At 70.1% G+C, this 17,678-nt stretch carries 21 protein-coding genes and 1 pseudogene; 21 read left to right on the top strand and 1 reads right to left on the bottom strand.

Translation table 11 applies throughout. The features are described from left to right. The first annotated feature begins 1 nt into the window (after position 1). From GGD82_RS19595 to GGD82_RS19575, 5 genes are all read left to right on the top strand, one after another. Positions 2 to 457, top strand: a complete 456-nt coding sequence (locus tag GGD82_RS19595) for a DNA transposition protein (protein WP_150064092.1) — start codon at positions 2 to 4, stop codon at positions 455 to 457. Continuing rightward, complete coding sequence (locus GGD82_RS19590; RefSeq protein ID WP_150064093.1) at positions 454 to 2,079, top strand: transposase domain-containing protein; 1,626 nt, start codon at positions 454 to 456, stop codon at positions 2,077 to 2,079. The genes GGD82_RS19595 and GGD82_RS19590 overlap by 4 nt, the downstream gene beginning before the upstream one ends. Continuing rightward, positions 2,076 to 2,423 (top strand): hypothetical protein, encoded by a 348-nt coding sequence (locus GGD82_RS19585; RefSeq protein WP_150064094.1) that lies wholly within the window; start codon positions 2,076 to 2,078, stop codon positions 2,421 to 2,423. Before GGD82_RS19590 ends, GGD82_RS19585 begins: the two co-directional genes overlap by 4 nt. Then, positions 2,420 to 2,737 (top strand): helix-turn-helix domain-containing protein, encoded by a 318-nt coding sequence (locus GGD82_RS19580; RefSeq protein ID WP_150064095.1) that lies wholly within the window; start codon positions 2,420 to 2,422, stop codon positions 2,735 to 2,737. Before GGD82_RS19585 ends, GGD82_RS19580 begins: the two co-directional genes overlap by 4 nt. A gap of 106 nt (positions 2,738 to 2,843) precedes the next feature. Then, entirely contained in the window at positions 2,844 to 3,500 is a 657-nt protein-coding gene (locus tag GGD82_RS19575; RefSeq protein WP_150064096.1) for a DUF3164 family protein, read from the top strand. A 16-nt stretch (positions 3,501 to 3,516) separates the two neighbouring features. Here GGD82_RS19575 and GGD82_RS19570 read toward each other — a convergent pair whose 3' ends face one another. Next, positions 3,517 to 4,251, bottom strand: coding sequence for a hypothetical protein (locus GGD82_RS19570; RefSeq protein WP_150064097.1), 735 nt, complete (start codon positions 4,249 to 4,251; stop codon positions 3,517 to 3,519). Positions 4,252 to 4,358: 107 nt separating this feature from the next. Here GGD82_RS19570 and GGD82_RS19565 point away from each other — a divergent pair, with 107 nt between their 5' ends. From GGD82_RS19565 to GGD82_RS19485, 16 genes and pseudogenes are all read left to right on the top strand, one after another. After that, entirely contained in the window at positions 4,359 to 4,589 is a 231-nt protein-coding gene (locus GGD82_RS19565; protein WP_150064098.1) for a hypothetical protein, read from the top strand. Then, positions 4,586 to 4,846: a hypothetical protein gene (locus GGD82_RS19560; protein ID WP_150064099.1), complete on the top strand. Its 261-nt coding sequence runs from the start codon at positions 4,586 to 4,588 to the stop codon at positions 4,844 to 4,846. The genes GGD82_RS19565 and GGD82_RS19560 overlap by 4 nt, the downstream gene beginning before the upstream one ends. After that, positions 4,843 to 5,592 (top strand): hypothetical protein, encoded by a 750-nt coding sequence (locus GGD82_RS19555; protein WP_184013326.1) that lies wholly within the window; start codon positions 4,843 to 4,845, stop codon positions 5,590 to 5,592. The genes GGD82_RS19560 and GGD82_RS19555 overlap by 4 nt, the downstream gene beginning before the upstream one ends. Beyond that, positions 5,589 to 6,299, top strand: a complete 711-nt coding sequence (locus tag GGD82_RS19550; RefSeq protein WP_150064101.1) for a regulatory protein GemA — start codon at positions 5,589 to 5,591, stop codon at positions 6,297 to 6,299. The genes GGD82_RS19555 and GGD82_RS19550 overlap by 4 nt, the downstream gene beginning before the upstream one ends. Continuing rightward, complete coding sequence (locus GGD82_RS19545) at positions 6,299 to 6,685, top strand: hypothetical protein (protein ID WP_170284481.1); 387 nt, start codon at positions 6,299 to 6,301, stop codon at positions 6,683 to 6,685. The genes GGD82_RS19550 and GGD82_RS19545 overlap by 1 nt, the downstream gene beginning before the upstream one ends. Before the next feature lie 142 nt (positions 6,686 to 6,827). After that, complete coding sequence (locus GGD82_RS19540) at positions 6,828 to 7,505, top strand: N-acetylmuramoyl-L-alanine amidase (RefSeq protein WP_170284482.1); 678 nt, start codon at positions 6,828 to 6,830, stop codon at positions 7,503 to 7,505. A gap of 11 nt (positions 7,506 to 7,516) precedes the next feature. Continuing rightward, the gene (locus GGD82_RS19535; protein WP_170284483.1) at positions 7,517 to 7,654 is read left to right on the top strand and encodes a hypothetical protein; all 138 of its coding nucleotides are present in this window, start codon (positions 7,517 to 7,519) and stop codon (positions 7,652 to 7,654) included. Position 7,655: 1 nt separating this feature from the next. Continuing rightward, positions 7,656 to 8,264, top strand: coding sequence for a hypothetical protein (locus tag GGD82_RS19530; protein WP_150064104.1), 609 nt, complete (start codon positions 7,656 to 7,658; stop codon positions 8,262 to 8,264). Next, positions 8,261 to 9,127 carry a DUF2730 family protein gene (locus GGD82_RS21710; protein ID WP_150064105.1) on the top strand — a complete coding sequence of 289 codons (867 nt, stop codon included), beginning with the start codon at positions 8,261 to 8,263 and terminating at the stop codon, positions 9,125 to 9,127. Before GGD82_RS19530 ends, GGD82_RS21710 begins: the two co-directional genes overlap by 4 nt. Then, on the top strand, positions 9,124 to 9,429 hold the full coding sequence (locus GGD82_RS19515) for a VpaChn25_0724 family phage protein (protein ID WP_246164020.1): 306 nt from the start codon (positions 9,124 to 9,126) through the stop codon (positions 9,427 to 9,429). The genes GGD82_RS21710 and GGD82_RS19515 overlap by 4 nt, the downstream gene beginning before the upstream one ends. A gap of 4 nt (positions 9,430 to 9,433) precedes the next feature. Then, complete coding sequence (locus GGD82_RS19510; protein WP_150064107.1) at positions 9,434 to 10,012, top strand: phage protein Gp27 family protein; 579 nt, start codon at positions 9,434 to 9,436, stop codon at positions 10,010 to 10,012. Next, on the top strand, positions 10,009 to 11,643 hold the full coding sequence (locus tag GGD82_RS19505; protein WP_150064108.1) for a hypothetical protein: 1,635 nt from the start codon (positions 10,009 to 10,011) through the stop codon (positions 11,641 to 11,643). Before GGD82_RS19510 ends, GGD82_RS19505 begins: the two co-directional genes overlap by 4 nt. A gap of 10 nt (positions 11,644 to 11,653) precedes the next feature. After that, a complete protein-coding gene (locus GGD82_RS19500) occupies positions 11,654 to 13,225 on the top strand; it encodes a DUF935 domain-containing protein (protein ID WP_150064109.1) in 1,572 nt (523 codons plus the stop codon). After that, positions 13,218 to 14,483 carry a PBECR2 nuclease fold domain-containing protein gene (locus GGD82_RS19495; RefSeq protein ID WP_150064110.1) on the top strand — a complete coding sequence of 422 codons (1,266 nt, stop codon included), beginning with the start codon at positions 13,218 to 13,220 and terminating at the stop codon, positions 14,481 to 14,483. The genes GGD82_RS19500 and GGD82_RS19495 overlap by 8 nt, the downstream gene beginning before the upstream one ends. A gap of 446 nt (positions 14,484 to 14,929) precedes the next feature. Beyond that, complete coding sequence (locus GGD82_RS19490; protein WP_170284486.1) at positions 14,930 to 15,832, top strand: phage protease; 903 nt, start codon at positions 14,930 to 14,932, stop codon at positions 15,830 to 15,832. Then, positions 15,820 to 17,678: pseudogene (locus GGD82_RS19485) on the top strand (hypothetical protein); the annotation flags it as partial. The gene GGD82_RS19490 and the pseudogene GGD82_RS19485, both read left to right, overlap by 13 nt.

Raw genomic sequence — 17,678 nt, 5'->3', positions numbered from 1 at the left:
CATGGGCCGCGACACCCGCACGCTGGATCTGTTCACGGACTGGCAGCCGCGCGACCCGGTGGAGCGGTACGCGCCGGAAGCCACGCGGGCGGCGTCGCTGCGGGACCGGATCAGCCGTGCGGTGGCCGTGACCCTGAAAGAGTGCGACCAGCCCCGCGAGACCGTCGCCGAGGCGATGAGCGCCTATCTCGGCGAAGAGGTCAGCAAGAACATGCTGGACGCCTACGCGAGCCAGGGGCGTGGCGAGCACACCATTCCGTTCCTGCGCGTTATCGCACTGTGGCACGTCACCGGCGACGCGCGGCTGATGCAGCTCGGCGCCGAGGAGATGGGCCACGCCGTGATCGACCAGCACTTCCTGCCGTGGGTCGAGGTGGGGCAGCTCGCCGACACCAAGACGGAAGTGGATCGGGCCTACGATATGGCCCGCCGTCTGGCCCGGAGGCCCGGCCGATGACCACGCCCGCCGCACATTGGCTGACCGCCGCCGAGATTGCCGCGCTGGCATTGCCCGGCCTGCCCGCCACACGCGAGGCTGTCGTGCGCCGGGCGCGGAAGGACTGGCAAGCACCCGACCGCCAGTGGTCCGACGATCGGCCGGACGGCGTGTGGCGGCGGCGGCGCGGCAAGGGCGGCGGGGTCGAGTACCACATCTCCGCCCTGCCGGCGCGGGCGCGCGCCGCGTTCCTGCGACGCCGGACCCCATCGGACCCGGTCGAGGCACCGGACACCGCCGCCGACGATCCGAAGTGGCGCGAGATGTGGGCGCGGTTCGAGGCCTTGCCGGAACCCCGGCGGGAGACAGCTCGCCAGCGGCTGGCGCTGATCGATCAGGTCGAGACCCTGGTGCGCGGCGGCATGACGAAGACGGCGGCGGTCGAGCTGGTGGCCGTGCCGGCCGGGATCAGCGCGCGCAGCTACTTCAATCTGGAGCGCCGGATCTGGAACACGCCCCGCGAACACCGGCTGCCCATGCTGGTGGATCAGCGGTCCGGGCGGGTGACGACGACGGACATTCCGGCGGACGCCTGGGAGATGCTGAAAGCGGATTACCTTCGGGCGGAAAAGCCGGCGGTGGACGCCTGCCTTGAGCGTCTGCGCCGTATGGCCGGCAACCAGGGGTGGGACCTGCCGAGCAACCGCACGCTCCAGCGCCGTCTGGCCGACCTGGATCCGCTGCTGGTGTGCTGGTGCCGGGAAGGTCCCGAGGCCCTGATGCGCCGGTTCCCGGCGCAGCGGCGCGACCGCACCGGGTTCCATGCCCTGGAAGCCGTGAACTTCGACGGCCACAAGGTGGACGTGTTCGTCCGTTGGGCCGACGGCACCATCGGACGGCCGATGATGGTCACGTTCCAGGACCTGTTCTCCGGCAAGATCCTGTCGTGGCGGATCGACCGGAGCGAGAACGCGACGGCCTTCCGGCTGGCGTTCGGGGATCTGGTCGAAGCCTATGGTTTGCCCGAGCACATCTGGCTCGACAACACGCGCGCGGCCTCGTCCAAGTGGCTGACCGGCGGCACGCCGAACCGCTTCCGCTGGAAGGTGCGGGACGACGATCCGGTCGGGCTGTTCCGGCAATGCGGCTGCGAGGTCCATTTCACGGAGCCTTATCACGGGCAGTCCAAGCCGATCGAGCGGGCCTTCCGCGATGTGGCGGAATACGTGGCCAAGGCGCCCGAGTGCAGCGGCGCCTACACTGGTCGGAGCCCTGAGAACAAGCCCCACACCTATGGCCAGCGGGCCGTTCCCATCGACCAGTTCATCGCCGTGGTGGAGCGGGAAGTGCGGGCGCACAACGCGCGGCCGGCCGCCGGGCTCCGTTCCCAGACGCCGGAGACGGGCGAGGCTGCGCCAGAGGGCACGCGCTGGGACCATGCGTGCCAGTGCCCTGCCTGCGGGATGGTCTTCGGGTTCGTCGACACCACCCGCCGCGCCGAGGGCCACTGCCCCCGGTGCGCCAGCACTGTGGCGGTCGATGAGGTGGAGGAGCGGCCCGTCGCCGGCGCGGTGGCGGAGTTCCAGACGCACCTTGCGGTCGTGGAGCGCCTCGGCCGGCTGCACGGCGGGGACGCGGCATGAGCGGGGCGGACCTGACGCCGGTGGCCTCGTTCGGGGTGCGCGACCGGTCGGATGACCCCGCCTATGTGATCGCGGCCGCGCGCGGGCCGGCCGGCCTCGTGCTGGTCGGGCGGGCTGGAGACGGCGCCCACCATGTGGCGGATCAGCGGGCGGACGGTACGGTGCGGTACCGCATGGGACCAATCGGCGCCGACGACGCCCTGGACGCGGTCGGGCGGATCCTGACCGGACAGGATCGGTCGGTCACCGGGGACGCGCTGCGGGTGGCGGTGGGCCTGCTGGCGCTCGGCCCGCCGGAGCCTGCGCCGACGTTGCCAGACGCCACAGGGAGGGCCGCGTCATGACCCTGCAGCCCCCCACCATCCGCGCCATTGTCCAGGCCTGCGCCACCGAATGGGGCGTGCCGGTGAGCGGTCTTCTGGCGCATTGCCGCACCCGGGGGCTGGTCATCCCGCGTCAGGCCGCGATGGCGATCGCGGCGGACCTGACGCCGGCGACGTACGGCCAGATCGGCCGTGCCATGCGGCGGGATCACACCACCGTACGGCACGGCATGGCGGCGGCTCGAACCCGGGCCGCGCGCGACCCGGCGGTGGCGGCCCGCATGGCGGCCGTCCAGGCGCGGCTGACCAGCGCGCCGCCGGAGGCCGTGTCGTGATCGCGGCCCGCCTGATCCTGGCCGGAGCCCTGATCCCGACACCGCCGCTCCGGCGGCGATGGAACCCGTTTCAAACGGCCTTCAAACGTCTGTGGAGAGCTTTCAAATGACCGCTGACATTCCGCAAATCACCCTGCCCACGCCAGCCGTGACGCCCCCGGACGGCTTCATCATGGACGGCAAGGGACGCTTGGTGCCGACCGGCCAGATCAAGCCGCACCAGGATCTGGAAGACCAGATGGTGCGCAAGGTTCTGGGCTATGCCGTCGACCTCGCGAACCAGATCAAGCGGTTCAAGGGGCACGTCTTCGACGATGCCAACACCTTCATGTCGCTGGCGGCCGAGGAGTACGGCGTCACGAAGCGCGGCGCCGTCGGCAAGGGCAACGTCACGTTCATGTCGTTCGACGGGCTGATGAAGTTCCAGATCGCGGTGGCCGATCGCCTCGCGTTCGGGCCCGAATTGCAGATCGCCCGAGGGCAGTTCGAAAGCTGCATCGTGGACTGGGCCGATGGGGTCCGCGCCGAGTTGCGCGCCCTGGTGGACAGCGCGTTCCAGACGGACAAGGAAGGCCAAGTCTCGAGGGACGCCATCTTCCGCCTGTTACGCCTGGACTTCGACGACGAGCGCTGGAAGAGCGGCCAGAACGCCATTCGCGACAGTATCCGCGTGATCGGCAGCAAAGCCTACACCCGGTTCTACATCCGCCCCGATCCGCAAGCGGCGTGGCAGGCCGTGCCGATCGATCTGGCGGCGGCGTAGGGAGGGCCGGGCGATGCTAAGTCAGGGCCACGATCAGTATCGTTGCCACACCAGCAACGACGGCAATGCCCAGCGCAATCTGGCCATGGTCCGGTCCGGGCACGGGCGTCAGTACGGCACGGCACGAGCAGAACTCCTTGTCACAACTGGGGATGGGCAACTCTGGCGGCAGGTCGAACCCCTTCTTGTCATTATTGTACGCCCACGTGCAGCAGCGCGGACCACGGTGGAGCACGGTGATCCAGCGCTTTCGATCGCCCTGCTCCGAGATTCGCAAGTACTGGTCCCGGTCCCGCGTCCAGACTGCCGCGCGGGTCACGCGGGAGACGATGGCCCGGGAGGCCAGGACTGGATCGGCGCGGCCTTTGGCGGTCAGAGCGTCAAAGAAGGCAGTACCCAAACGTGCGGTTGGCACCAGTCCGCGTTCAGCCTTCTCCTCCTTGCTCATGACCCCGCCGGCGGTGCGCAGCGCCGTGGCGATCTGCGTATTCTTGAAGCCCTGGCGATATCCTTTGATGACGGCGTCCACCAACCAGGGCGCGGCCGAGACATCGATCATGCCGAGTTGGCGCACTGGCGCCTGCCATCCCCGGCGCATGGCGGCCAAGTAGCCATCGTCGCTGCCGATCATTGCTTCAGGTGTTGTTGGCGGTTTTGCCGGCGGGATGGACCGGCGCGCGCGGGAGCGCGGTGGTGGCTTCAGCGCGGCCACGACCAATCGGCCAATAGCCCTGTCCATCTTCTTCGCCATGGGCCCCCCTTTTCGTGCGACTCGATAAGCGCATCCGAAATGCTGGCGCACCTATTGGGCGTTGGCAACGGTGGCTCATGCTCCCGGTTCTCGAAGAGGGGGAAGCCATGAGCCGGCCGACCTATGCGCATGTCGAGGGCACCGGCCCGGCCGGCGAATACTGCCAGTCCTGCGCACACTGGACCCGCTCCGCAAAAAACCCGGCCCCGTTTCGTCGGGCGGCCATGGTCTGCGCCGTCGTGGCGCGGCAAACGGGCCTGCCCCTGGACCGTCTCGGCACGGTCTACAGCCACCGCCCGGCGTGCCGGCACTGGCAGCGGAAGGGCACCGGATCATGAAAATCCGCCGCCGCATGCCCCGCCCCGGTCGGCACCTGCCGGACCATGACGCCGAGTCGTTGGCCGAGCTGCTGGCTGATGGGCTGCACCACTACCTGACGAGCCAGGGCTTCACCCTGACGCCCACGGCACGCCCCTATCGGCGGGAGGACGGTCAGGTGAGCGTGCGCCTGTGCTGGCGGCGGCGGGAGCCCGGCCGGATCGCCAGTGTCACGGTAACCCATGTCGTACCGGTCGAGGGGAGGCGCATGTCATGATGATTACCTCCGAACGCCTGGACGTGTTGCGCATCGTGGCGCCCACCTGTGCGGCCCAACCCCAGGTGCTGCCCGATGTGTTGTCGCGGGTGCTGGCGGTGTTGGAGGGAGGCGGCGCAGCCGCAGAAATCCCTGCACCGCCTCCCATGCCGTCCCCCGAACCGAACCCAGCGCCTGAGCCTGAGCCCGCTCCGGAGCCCGAACCGGAACCGGAGTGCGAGACCCGGTCCGAACCGATGCCTGAGGCCACCGAAGCCCGGCCCGAGACGATCCTGTCCGCCATCCGCCAGGGCTCGGAAACACGGCGAGACATCGTGGCCGCAACCGGCCTGCCGGTGGCGACGGTAACATACTGGCTGCGTCATCTGGTGATGCGGCGCACGGTCACGGCCTCGGGCTACGCGCGTGGACGGCGTTATCAATGTGTCGCCCCGCATAGTGCTCCCCAGGACGATCCCGAACCGGAACCGGAGCCCACGCCCGAGGCGATCGCTCCGCCAGCCGTCCCGTCACACCCAGCACCGGCGGGCATCCGCTTTGATCGGCGGCCAGCCCGAGCGCCGGCGGCGACCGAGGCCGAGCGGGCGCAGGCTCTGGCCGCGTACGAGGCGGGCGGCGGCGAGGTCACGGTCTGCCAGCCCGGCCAAGCCGCCGGCCTGTCGGCGCTGGAGACCACCCTGGGCGTCTCCGCCCCGCCGCCCCGACCCGACGATGGTGCGGGTTGGCGCCGGAGGGCGCGCCGATGACTGCCGCCCGCCGGCCGGCCCCGGATCGCGCCGGGATGATCCGCGCCGTGCATGCGGCCGCCCGGGCGCGCGGCCTGGACGGCGACGCGTACAGGGCCATGCTGCGCCAGTATGGCGGGGCGGACAGTTGCCGCGACATGACCGCGCGCCAGCTCATGGCCGTGCTGGACCATCTGAACGGACACAAGCCCAAGGTGCCCACCCGCCGTGTCCGGCCGATCGCGACGGGCGTGCCCGGCCTCGCCAAGGCCCGCGCGCTGTGGCTGGATCTGTGGGTTCTCGGGGAGGTCTCAGACGCCTCTGAAAGTGCCCTGGAAGCCTATGCCCAGCGGATGACCAAGGGGGTCGCCGGTCAGGCCGGCCAGGGCGTCGCGCGACTCGAATGGCTGGACGGGGAGCCCCTGGACCGGCTCATCAAAGGTCTGCGCGGCTGGCTCAACCGGGTCGCCCCACGGCTGGATCGCCCCGACACCCCGATCCAGGTCGGCGGTCAAAACCTGGGCGGGCGTCCGAAGGTGCGGGTGGCCTGGGAACAGGCGCGGCGGTTGGAGGCGCTGGGGGTGGACGTCGGCCCCGCCGGCCTGCTGACACGGCCGGACGCCGCGCTGGACCGCCTTCTCGCGGAACGCGGGCGCGTGTTGCGCGAGGCCATGACGGCGCAGGCCATTGAGGCTCCGCTGTCCACATGGCTGCGAAAGCGCGGCTGATGGATCGCACCGTCCCCCCCATCGTTTCCGCCCGGTTGGAGGAGATCGCCCAGGTCATCGGACCGGTGGCGGCGCTCCGGCTGGCCGAGGCCATGGGCGGGCAGGAGAAGTGCTACATCCCGCACACGCCGCACCCGGGTCACCCGTGGGCGCTCCTGCTGGGCGCGGACGCCTGGGCCGCGTTGTGCCAGGAGTACGGCGGGACCCACATTGATGTGCCGTCGAACGCGCTGGCGCGGAGCCACAAGGCGCGGATGGGAGCCCTGAAGCGGCGCGGCCTCTCCCACCGCGCCATCGCCCGCGAGTTGGGATGCAGCGAGCGATGGGTCCGCATGGCCTTGAACGCCGGCGACGAGCGCCAGCCCGACCTTTTCGCCGGCGATTGACTTTCCCGGATCCGGCGCCGATCCTCCCCGTATTCCCTCCACAGACACGCCGACCGCTGACCCGGAAGCCCTTCCGGGCAGTCGGGTCCCCATGCGGCTGCGATGCTGCCCTCACGCTCCACCGTGTGAGGGAGGCCCTTCCGTGCCCACTGTCGCGCCATCCCATTACCGTCCGCCCGGCCGCGAAGTACGGCGGGTGTTCCTGCACTGTTCCGCCAGTGACGCCGACACCAGCGACTACGAAGGCGACCACCTCGTCCGCACCGTGCGCACATGGCACGTGCAGCGGGGCTGGAGCGACGTCGGATACCACTATCTGATCGACCGCGCCGGCCGGATCATGCCCGGCCGCGACCTTGAACGCATTCCGGCGGCGCAGAAAGGGCACAACACCGGATCGGTGGCGATCATGGTGCACGGCCTGACGCAGTTTTCCGACGCGTCCCTGGCCGCCTGCCGCTCCCTGTGTGTGGCCATCAATGCCGCGCACGGCGGGCGCGTCACGTTCCACGGCCACTGCGAGGTCAGCGCGAAGTCCTGCCCGGTGTTCGACTACCGGTCCCTGCTGGGGCTCGACAGCGCCGGCCGGATGCCATTGCACCCGGACGTCGAGAACGCCCCGCCCGCGCCGCTGCCCCCGCCGCCCAAGCCCCGCCTGCCCGCCGCCGGCGATGACCTGCGCAAGATCGCCGAGGTCATCGACGAAGAGGCGTGGAGCCCCGAGGCCCTGGCCATCCCCATCGACACGCCGCTGGGCCGCTCCCTCAACACACGCCGAAACCTGTCGATGGTCCGCGCGCGCGACATCGCCGCCCTGTGAGGAGAACCGACATGCGCATGACCTGGACCAAGGGGGCCGTGATCGTCGCGGTGGCGGCGGTCGTGGCCGTCACCGCCGGCGTGATCACCGGCGTGTTGCCGCTCGACACCGCGCTGGCGATCGGCCGCGCCCTGCTGATGGGGGAGTGACATGGGTACTCTCTCCCGCGATCTTCGCCGGTTGGCGTGGGCCGTCCGCCTCGGGGCCATCCTGGTGGCTTTGGCGGCGCTCGCCGCCTGTGCTTATTCCCCCGCCGATCGTCTTGTCGGGCGGGTGGATACGACCGAGCAGCGCGTCTATCGCGCGGCCGGGATCTATCATGTCGTCGCCGGGTTGGCCTGCGAGTACGTCAAAACGCCCACGGCGCTGCCCGGAGCATCGGCCCGTGTCGCCCAGGCCGGCGACGCCGCGTGGCAGGCGCTGGTTGAGGCCCGGGCGTATTCGGCTTTCGGCGAGGACAGTATCGCGGCGCTGGCGTCGCTGTCCGGCGCGCTGACCGCGCTGGCCGGTCAGGCGCTCGAGGTCAGCGTTGACGCGCCGGACATGGACGCCGGCGGGCTGGCGGGATACGCGACCGAGCGCGCGCTTCAGGTCGCCGTTGGGTATGTCCATTTGCGGTCTTCGCTCGCCGTGCTGCGCGGGGACCTGTCCGTGATGGTCTCGGAACGGCGCGATCCGACCGACGCCGAATGGTCCGAGGTGATGGACGCGGCGGAGGCGGCGCGCGACTGCCTTGCGCATGCCGGGGGTGCGCGATGACCGCCGCACCCACCGTCCGAAGGGATGCTGTCCTGGCCGGCCTGTGCAGCGCGGTCTATGAGCGCGACCGCCAGCGGCGCGAGGCCGCGATCCGTGCGCTGAGCCATCGCTGCTGGCGCTGGATCGAGTGGGCGGGGTCCGAGGTTGCGGTGGTGACCGGGGCTGACGGTGACGTGGACTCCGTCATCATGGTGTTCCGGGGCACGGAGGTCTCGGGCTTCCAGGTGCGCGACGTGCTTGCGAACGTCGGGATCCCGACGCCCTGGGCCGGCCCCGAGCGACGCGAATGCGGGTGGGGACTGTTCGGTGTGCGGGGTCCCGATCAATGCCGCCCGGCGGGCGGCCTGTCCCGGCGCCGTCCGATGCGCGGACTGCCAGCGAGACGTCGAGGCGCACCACGCCCGGCGAGTACGAACGGGAGTGTGAGCATGGATCTGTGGCAGATCGCGGACTGGATCATCGGACTGGGCGCCTGGGCCGGCCTGATCGCGACCGCCATCGTCGGCGTGGTGCTCTGGCGGATGTGGCCTGTGTTCGCGCCCCGGCATGAGGTCGAGGCGGTCCGGGCCGATATCCGGTCATGGCGGGATCAGCATGTCGCGGCGCATGGGGACATCACGGCCCGTCTGGATCGCGGCGAGGCCCGGTTCCAGCGCCTCGAAAGCCGGATCGAAGGGCTCCCCACACATGCCGATTTGACAGCGCTCACCACGATGGTGGGCGAGGTGTCCGCGCAAACCCGCGAAATCGGCGCGCGTCTGGATGGTCTGGCGGAGCTGACGAAGCGTCTGGACCGCAGCCTTGACCTTTTGACGGAAGACCGCCTCGCACAGGGGCGTGACCGACGGGAGAACGGATCGTGAGCGATCTGGCGACACTGCAACGCGAGGACCGGCGCTTGGTCATCCTGCGGACCCTGGCCGAGGACACCGACTACAGCCTCAACACGTCCATTCTTCAGACCGTCCTGACCAGCTATGGCCATGGTGTCGGCCGGGACGTGGTGGACGGTGACGTCCAGTGGCTGGCCGAAGGTGGTTTGGTCACGGTGGACCAACTCGCCGGCGGTCGCGTCACGGTCGCCACCCTGACCGGGCACGGCCTGGACGTCTCTCAGGGCGTGGCGCGGCACCCGGGCGTTCGGCGTCCCCGGCCGGGGGCGTGAGCCCATGGGCCGGAAATCACGCATCGACACGGAGCTATCGCCAGAGGATCTGTCCGAGTTTCGGCGGCTTCTGGTCGCTGGACGGCTGACCATTGACGAACTGACCGACTGGCTGGAAGCCCGCGGCTATGAGATCAGTCGCTCCGCCGTCGGCCGCGCCGCCAAGCGTCAGGCCCTGATGGCGGCGCGTTTGCGGGAAAGCCGCGCCATCACGGAAGGGCTGGTGCAGGAACTGGGAGATGCCGCGACCCAAGGCCAGCAAGGACGGCTTCTGGTCGAGGTCTCGCGTTCGCTGGTGTTCGATTTCCTGACACAGGTTCAGGACGCCGGCGGCGACGGTGCCGCCCTCGACCCCAAAGACGTGATGATGCTGGGCAAGGGACTGGCCGAACTCGCCAAGGCCGCTCGGCTGGATCAGGATTTCGAAGAGAAGGTCGAGGTCCGCGCCCGCACGCTCGCCGCCGAGATGGCGGCGAAGGCGATCGATAACGCCGCCGCCGAGGCCCAGGCGGCGGGAGAACAAGGGCTGTCGGCGGACCGTCTCGCGGCCCTGCGGCGCGGGATCCTCGGGGTTTCGAGATGACGGACGCGGCGGACACGGATGCCCTGCCGCACGCGGATCAGATGCCCCCCGCTTCGGACGTGGACCGCCTGATCCCGAGCGGACTGCCCCCCGAGGATCTGGATCCCCTGGCCGACGGGATCCTGATGGCCCATCAAGTGCGGTGGGTCGAAGACACCAGCACCCTGAAGCTTTGCGAAAAGGGGCGCCGTACCGGCATCACCTGGGCTGAGGCCCTGGACAGCACCTTGACGGCGGCCGCGCAGGGCAAGGCCGGCGGTATGGACGTGTTCTACATCCCCGACGCGAAAGAGAAGGGGCGCGAGTTCATCGACACCTGCGGCCGGTTCGCGCGCCACGTCGCCAAGGAGCTGCTGACCACCGAGGAGTTCCTATTCGAAGACAAGCAGCCGAATGGATCGTCCAAGCACATCACCGCATGGCGGATCCGCTTCGCCAGTGGCCATGAAGTCACGGCCCTGTCCAGCCGGCCGGCGGCCATCCGTGGTCTTCAGGGCCGCGTCGTCATCGACGAGGCGGCGTTCCACCAGGACGTCGGCGAGGTCATCGACGCGTGCAACGCCCTGCTGATCTGGGGTGGCCAGATCCGGATCATCAGCACGCACAACGGGGCCACGAACGCCTTCAACCAGCTCGTCAAGGACAGTCGGGCCGGGCGCTATGACTACAGCGTGCACCGCATCACCTTCGACGACGCCGTCGCGGCCGGCCTGTACGAGCGGGTCTGTCTCATCAAAGGCGAGGAGGCCACGGCCGAGGGCAAGGCCGCATGGTACCGCAAGATCCGGCGGAGCTACGGTCCGCGCGTCGAGGCCATGCGCGAGGAGCTGGACGCCATCCCGCGCGAAGGCGACGGCGTGCTGTTGCCGCTTCCGATGATCGAGGCGTGCCAGACGCCGAATTACACAGTGGTGCGCTGGTATCCGCCGGCCGAAAACTTCGTGGACTGGCCCGCCCACCTGCGTCGGGCGCATATGGAACAGTGGTTGGCGGAACACGTGGATCCACGGCTGGCGGAACTCCCGGCGGATCGGCCTCACGCCGCCGGGCTGGACTTCGGCATGTCGGTGGACCGCACCTGCCTGCCCATCGGCTACACCGCGCAGGACCTGACCCGCCATGTGCCGCTGATCATCGAATTGGCGCGGTGCCCCTACGACCAGCAGCGCCAGATGGCCATCCACGTTCTGCACAGGGTGCCGCGCTGGGCCAAGACCATCGCCGACGCCAACGGCAACGGTCAGGCCCTGGCCCAGGAGCTACGGCAGGAGTTCGGACCGGAGCGAATCGAGGAACTGCACGCCAGCGAGACATGGTATCGCGAGCACGGGACACCCTTTCAGGCGGCGTTCCAGGGCCGGGCGATACTGATCCCGGCCGACCTGGACGTCCGGGACGATCTGTCCCAGTTCCGCGTGGTCGCGGGCGTACCACGGATACCGCGATCCGTCCGGCTCATGGGCAGCGACGCCGGAAAGCGTCACGGCGACGCCGGCGTGGCGCTGCTGTACTTCCACGCCGCCTCGCAGGTCGAGCACCAAGAGTACCGCTACATCCCCGTCCGACCCGAACAGACCACTCGACAGGTTCGCCTGACGTCGGGTCTGCGCGCGCGGCGCGGCTCATACTAGGGATCCATCCATGGCCCGGACACCTCAGCTTCTCGGCCCCGACGGACGCCCGATCGAGCGCCGCACGCTGACACAGGCGGTGGCGGCTCCGGCCGTGACCGGCGTGCGGCGTCCCTTCGCCGGCACCATCGCCACCGGCCTGACCCCGGAACGCTTGGCGACGATCCTGAAGCGGGCCACGGAGGGCAGCGTCGCCGACTATCTCACCCTGGCCGAGGAGATGGAGGAGCGGGATCCGCACTATGCCGCCGTGCTGGGCACCCGAAAGCGGGCGGTGGCTGGGATCGAACCCATCGTCACGCCGGGGGACGACAGTCCCCGCGCCGGCGAGATCGCGGATTTCGTCCGTCAGACCATCGTCGATCAGCCGTGGTTCAACACCATGGTCGTGGACCTGCTGGACGCCCTCGGCAAGGGATACGCCGCGTGCGAAATCCTGTGGCGCACGGGTCCGCAGTGGACGCCTGCCGCCTGTCCGTGGCGGGATCCCCGCTACTTCGTCTGGGACGAGACGCGGACCGTTCTTCGTCTCGCAGCTGACGGGGAGCCGAACGGTGTGGAACTGCCGCCCGGCAAGTTCATCGTCCATGTGCCGCATATCAAAAGCGGCCTGCCGATCCGGGGCGGTCTCGCCCGCCTGGTCGCGTGGTCCACCCTGTTCAAGTCCTACGCCATGAAGGACTGGGCCGCGTTCTGCGAGGTCTACGGTCTGCCGCTTCGGCTCGGCAAGTACGGTCCGGAGGCCAGCCCCCAGGATATCGCCACCCTGATCCAGGCGGTGGCCGGGATCGGCACCGACGCGGCCGCCGTATTGCCGCGCGCCATGGAGATCCAGTTCGAAGGCATCGGCGAGGGCCGGGGCGCGGCCGAGCTGTTCCAGCGGCTGGCGGAGTATCTGGACGGTCAGGTCAGCAAGGCCGTGCTGGGCCAAACCATGACGACGGACGATGGCGCGTCGCTGTCGCAGGCCCAGGTCCACAACGGGGTGCGGATCGACGTAGCCCAGGCGGACGGGGGCGGCCTTGCCACCACGCTCAACCGGGATCTGGTGCGCGTTGCCGTAGATCTGAACTACGGCCCGCAGGAGGCCTATCCATGGCTGTCCTGGCCGATCACGGAGCCGGAGGATACGCAGGCGGTGACGGAACAGCTCACCGGTCTGGTGCCCCTCGGCCTGCGCGTGCGCGCCGACGACGTGCGCGAGCGCCTGGGTTGGGCCGCGCCGGAAGACGGGGACGAGGTCCTGGGTGGTCCGGCGTCGGCGGGCGATGACATACGGCCCGGAGATGACACGCCATCCGGCGCCGCGCCCCAACGAGCCGGACGATCAGCCCAGGCGGCTCGGCCCCGCGATGCCGTGGACGACCTGGTGGATCAACTCGATACCGCCGCCGGTCCCGCCACGGACGCTCTGATCGACCAGGTGCGCGCGGTGATCGACCAGGCCGAGAGCATCCCGGACGCGATGGCCCGGCTGGAAATGCTGTACTCGGAGTTGCGCCTGGACGATCTGGCCGACGTCATCGGGGAGGCGATGGCCCTGGCGGACCTGTCGGGCCGGGCCGAGGTGGGCGATGTCTGAGGAGGCAGCGACCGTCGGCGATCCGCTGCCCTTCGTCGAGGCGCAGGACTATTTCCGCCACAAGATCAACATGCCCACCGAGGCATGGACGGACCTGCGCGAAGGCCAGCACTCCCGAGGCTTCGTGATCGCCGGGGCGACAAAGGCCGAGCTGCTGACCGACATGCACGCGGCGCTCCAGAAGGCCCTGGACGAGGGCACGACGCTGGAGACCTTCCGCCAGGATTTCGATCAGATCGTGGCCCGCCACGGGTGGAGCTACAAAGGCAGCCGGGGCTGGCGGACGCGCGTCATCTACGACACCAACCTCAGAATGGCCCGTGCCGCCGGCCACTGGGCACAGATCGACCGCGCCGCCGAACGTGAGCGGTCGCGGGGCCGGACCCTGTACCTGCGGTACGGCGCCGTTCTGGACAGCAGTACCCGGCCGGAGCATCGGGCGTGGCATGGCCTTGTGCTGCCCGCCGATCATCCGTGGTGGCGCACGCACACCCCCCCGAACGGCTGGTGGTGCCGCTGCACGATCACGGCCCTGACCGAGCGGGACCTGGCGCGGTACGGGTACTCCGTAACCCCGGACGATCAGGTGCCACCAGTCACGATGGAAGAGCGCACCGTCCGCTTGGCCGACGGGTCAACCGAGGTGTGGCCGACCCCGGCCGGGATCGACACCGGGTTCGGTTATCACGTGGGGCGCGCCGCCTGGGGGCAATCCGTCGATCGACGCGCCATGGACGCGGCCGCGATCGGCGCAAAGGGACGCCCATGGGAACGCATCGGCCGTGTCCAGACGTGGCAAGACCTCGGATTGCCCGACACCCTGCCGGTCGATGCGTGGTCGGGCGAATTGGGCGAGGCGGCCGCCGATCGGGACGGGATGCTGAAGCGCCTGATGGCCGTGCTTGGCGGCCCGGACCGCACCTTCCGGACCCCGGATGGCGAGGCTGTGCATGTGACGGCGGAGGTGCTGGCCGATCATTTGAAACCGGACCGCGCCCCGTTCCTTCCCCTCTTGCCTCTGGTGCTGGAGCGTCCTGCTGAAATCTGGTTGGCCTGGGAGCGCCACGTCGGGACAGGCCAAATCGCTCTGCGCAAACGGTTCGTCCGGGTGGTCCGGACGGAGAGGCAGCGCGGTGTCCTGATTGTCGCTCAAACCGTCGGGGGCCGTTTCGAGGGTTGGACGTTCATACCAGTTCGCCGGCCGTCCTATCTGAACGACCAGCGACAGGGAACCTTGCTGTATCGGAGGGAAGAGTAAGCCTCACCGGATCGGGCGGCTGGCCGGCCAGCGATGGTTCTGCGCCCGTCCGCACCATCGCCTTCCCACATCCAGTTATACGCCGATCCGGCCATTGCCGCAACGAAGGGGGCATGACGGCGGGGGCGCTCCGCCGTCATGGCTGGGGCCATAGAAAACCAGCGCCCGGTTCCGGTCACCCACTTCGCCTTTTAGCCCAAGGCCCACAGACGCGCCAGGATGCGCGCGAGCTAGCCGGGACGCCCCTGTGGCCCCGAAAACCCGAGCCGCGCACGCTGCCCCCTCTTACGGCCTCTTATCGGTCTCTTAATCGCTGACCATTGACCGGCCATGCGGGCGGGCGCATCCTCGCCCGATCGGTCCGCGCACCGTCTAAACCACGGCGGGCGATGACCCGGAAGCCCTTCCGGGCAGTCGCGCGGCGCCCCGGGCGGCATGATCCGCCCATGACCGACGCCCTCACACAGACCCCGGCCGCTCTGGCCGCGCTCACCGTCCCGGCCCCGCAAGCCGGAGACGGGCAGGCCCGCACCGTGCCCGACTGGATCGAGGTCGTGGCCGCCGGCCCCGAGCTGCGTGGTCACGACGGGCGCGGTCCCTACCTTGTGCGCGACCCGGCCGCCATCGTGGCGGAGTTCGACCGTCGGCGGAGCATCAACCGCGCCGACATGATCATCGACTGGGAACACGGGTCCGAACGCGCCGGCGCCGACGGCGGTGCCCCGGCCGCCGGCTGGATCGACCGCCTGGAGGTCCGCGACGGCGCGGTGTGGGGGCACGTCTCCCGCTGGACGCCACGCGCAGCCGCCCAGATCGCCGCCGGTGAGTACCGCTATCTCTCCCCCGTCATCCTGCACCACGCCGACGGCACCGTCGTCGGCGTGCGGTCGGTCGCCCTGACGTCCGACCCGAACCTGGGCATCGCCGCCCTCAACCGCGCCGGCGCCGCCGACGTGGAAGCCCTGCGCCGCGCGGTGGCCGGCCTGAGCGCCGCCGATTTTTGTGACATCCAGTGGGAGCGTAAGCTCATGTCTCAGGACACCCCCGACCTGTCGCCGCTGGCCCATGCCCTGGGCCTGTCGCCGGCGGCCTCCGTCAGTGCCATGTGCGCGGCGGTGGACACGCTGAAGTCCGATGTGACCGCCGCCCAACAGAAGGCCGAGACGCCGGACCCCGAGCGGTTCGTGTCCAAGGCCGATCACAAGAAGGTCCAGGACGAACTGGCCGCCGCCCAGAAGGCGATGGCCGAGCGTGACGACGCCGTGATCGAGGCGGAGATCCAGGCCGCCGTGCAGAGCGGCAAGATCCCGCCGGCCGACGCGGACTCGGTACCCTGTTGCCTTCGCTGACGGGCGGGCAGTCGATCGGCAACGCCCTGGTGACGGGCAGCGTTGGTCGGGCGTTGGGGCTGTACTCTCCGACGACTCTGTACGGGGCGGCGGGGCCTGGGTCCCCGGTCATGCTCGTCGGCCCGAACGCCGGCGTGGTCGGCGGCACGGCGGGGGGCATGACCGGCTTCGGGGGGGCCCTCGCCGCCGGCATCGATGCGGCACCGTGGGGTCTGGCCGGGAGTGTGGCCGCCAGCGCATTCGGGTTCAGTTCCGGCAACCAGTGGGCCGATATGGGGCTGTCCACCCTGGGCAGCGTCGGCGGCGGGGCACTTGGCGCCTCCCTGATCGGTGGCGCCGCCGGCGGTCCGATCGGGGCGGCGGCCGGGGCGTTCCTGGCGATGATGGGCGGGGACCTGATCGGCGGTCTGTTCGGAAAGCCGCTGCCCAATGCGTCGCAATCCATCGACATCCAGGACGGCCAGGTCCTGGCCAAGGCGCCGGAAGGGCGGTTGCTGTCCGACGAGGACATCGCCGCCTGGGGCGAGGCCAGCCGCGCGGCGTTGGTCGGACCGCTCCAGACCCTGGCGGACACCTTCGACTTATCCAACTACGCGTCCAACTACGCCGTCGCGACGTCGTGGAAGGACGGCGCGCAGCGCGTCGAGGTCCACGGCGGCACGCTGGGCGATCAGTCTGGCCGCCTGATCGAGGTGGCCGACCTCGGCGAGGCAGGCCTGGTCGCCATCCGCACTATTATCGAAGACCTCGCTCAGGGCGACGACAGCCTGGCCGGGGCTCTGGCGGTGGTGCGCGACAGCAGCGCCGCCACGGCGGCGGAGCTGGCCGGACAGATCGCGATCGCCGCCGATTGGTCGGGCGCGATCGACGCCGCCGTGACATCGATGCAGTCCGGCGCCGCCGCACAGATTGCCGCCCTGGACGAACAGGCCGCCGCCTGGACGGATCAGGCCCGCGCCATGATCGCGCCGGCGCGCGAGGTCGCGGACATCCTGACCACCGCCGGCGAACTGGACGCCGGACAGGCGTCCGCCGATATGAACACCCTGGTGCGGGCCATGGTCGGTCTGGGCGATGTGGCGGCGCCGCTGTCCGACGTGCAGGCGTCTGTCGCGCTGATGGACCGCCAGTTAAACGGCCTTCAAACCATCCTGACCGACACCGGCACCGCCGCCGAGGACGCCGCCGCTCAGGTGGCCGGTCTGCGCGACGAGATGATGGCGCAGGCCCGCGCCGGGTTGGAGGATCAATGGGGCCGCGCGCTGGAAACCGCACGCGGCCGCGACCACGTCAACACCATCCGCGACAGCGTCACCGCCTACCAGCAGGCCCTGGCCGACATGCAGGCCGTGGGCGGCGACACGTCCCTGGTGACGCAGACGCTGGTCGCTCAGATGCGCGCGCTGGGCGCCGGCCTGGATCTGGACACCCTGCGCGCCCTGGTCGACGAGATCGCGACGTGGTCGGCGGGTGTCGATAACGCCAACGTGGCCGTCACCGGGCTTGCGGGCGCTCTGGCCGACATGGAGACGGCCGCCGCCGCCCAGGACGCTCTTGCCGCGTGGCAGGAGGTCGAGACCGCGCAACGCGATGCCCTATCAGCCACGGTGGACTATTGGGACACGCTGTCCGGCGTGGCCGAGTCGGTCGGTTCGGATGTGCGGCGGTATCTGGACGATCTGACCGGCGGATCGAACAGCACCCTCGGCCAGCGGGAGCGGATGGAGTCGGCCCGCGCCCATCTGGTGCGTCAGGTCACGCTGGCCGGGTCCGACGACGCCGACGTCGCCCGCGCCGCCCTCGAAAGCCTGACGGACTACGCGGAGGCGTATCGCGAAGCGGCCCG

This window comes from Roseospira marina, from assembly GCF_014197855.1.
GTDB lineage: Bacteria > Pseudomonadota > Alphaproteobacteria > Rhodospirillales > Rhodospirillaceae > Rhodospira > Rhodospira marina.
The sequence above is the reverse complement of the archived record's forward strand: the minus strand, read 5'-3'. Positions and strand labels throughout refer to the sequence as shown.

What these genes read in the sequence shown, in the direction of transcription:
- GGD82_RS19595 (WP_150064092.1), top strand. Translation starts at nt 2, where the DNA reads ATGGGCCGCGACACCCGCACGCTGGATCTGTTCACGGACTGGCAGCCG.
- GGD82_RS19590 (WP_150064093.1), top strand. Translation starts at nt 454, where the DNA reads ATGACCACGCCCGCCGCACATTGGCTGACCGCCGCCGAGATTGCCGCG.
- GGD82_RS19585 (WP_150064094.1), top strand. Translation starts at nt 2,076, where the DNA reads ATGAGCGGGGCGGACCTGACGCCGGTGGCCTCGTTCGGGGTGCGCGAC.
- GGD82_RS19580 (WP_150064095.1), top strand. Translation starts at nt 2,420, where the DNA reads ATGACCCTGCAGCCCCCCACCATCCGCGCCATTGTCCAGGCCTGCGCC.
- GGD82_RS19575 (WP_150064096.1), top strand. Translation starts at nt 2,844, where the DNA reads ATGACCGCTGACATTCCGCAAATCACCCTGCCCACGCCAGCCGTGACG.
- GGD82_RS19570 (WP_150064097.1), bottom strand. Translation starts at nt 4,251, where the DNA reads ATGGCGAAGAAGATGGACAGGGCTATTGGCCGATTGGTCGTGGCCGCG.
- GGD82_RS19565 (WP_150064098.1), top strand. Translation starts at nt 4,359, where the DNA reads ATGAGCCGGCCGACCTATGCGCATGTCGAGGGCACCGGCCCGGCCGGC.
- GGD82_RS19560 (WP_150064099.1), top strand. Translation starts at nt 4,586, where the DNA reads ATGAAAATCCGCCGCCGCATGCCCCGCCCCGGTCGGCACCTGCCGGAC.
- GGD82_RS19555 (WP_184013326.1), top strand. Translation starts at nt 4,843, where the DNA reads ATGATGATTACCTCCGAACGCCTGGACGTGTTGCGCATCGTGGCGCCC.
- GGD82_RS19550 (WP_150064101.1), top strand. Translation starts at nt 5,589, where the DNA reads ATGACTGCCGCCCGCCGGCCGGCCCCGGATCGCGCCGGGATGATCCGC.
- GGD82_RS19545 (WP_170284481.1), top strand. Translation starts at nt 6,299, where the DNA reads ATGGATCGCACCGTCCCCCCCATCGTTTCCGCCCGGTTGGAGGAGATC.
- GGD82_RS19535 (WP_170284483.1), top strand. Translation starts at nt 7,517, where the DNA reads ATGCGCATGACCTGGACCAAGGGGGCCGTGATCGTCGCGGTGGCGGCG.
- GGD82_RS19530 (WP_150064104.1), top strand. Translation starts at nt 7,656, where the DNA reads ATGGGTACTCTCTCCCGCGATCTTCGCCGGTTGGCGTGGGCCGTCCGC.
- GGD82_RS21710 (WP_150064105.1), top strand. Translation starts at nt 8,261, where the DNA reads ATGACCGCCGCACCCACCGTCCGAAGGGATGCTGTCCTGGCCGGCCTG.
- GGD82_RS19510 (WP_150064107.1), top strand. Translation starts at nt 9,434, where the DNA reads ATGGGCCGGAAATCACGCATCGACACGGAGCTATCGCCAGAGGATCTG.
- GGD82_RS19505 (WP_150064108.1), top strand. Translation starts at nt 10,009, where the DNA reads ATGACGGACGCGGCGGACACGGATGCCCTGCCGCACGCGGATCAGATG.
- GGD82_RS19500 (WP_150064109.1), top strand. Translation starts at nt 11,654, where the DNA reads ATGGCCCGGACACCTCAGCTTCTCGGCCCCGACGGACGCCCGATCGAG.
- GGD82_RS19495 (WP_150064110.1), top strand. Translation starts at nt 13,218, where the DNA reads ATGTCTGAGGAGGCAGCGACCGTCGGCGATCCGCTGCCCTTCGTCGAG.
- GGD82_RS19490 (WP_170284486.1), top strand. Translation starts at nt 14,930, where the DNA reads ATGACCGACGCCCTCACACAGACCCCGGCCGCTCTGGCCGCGCTCACC.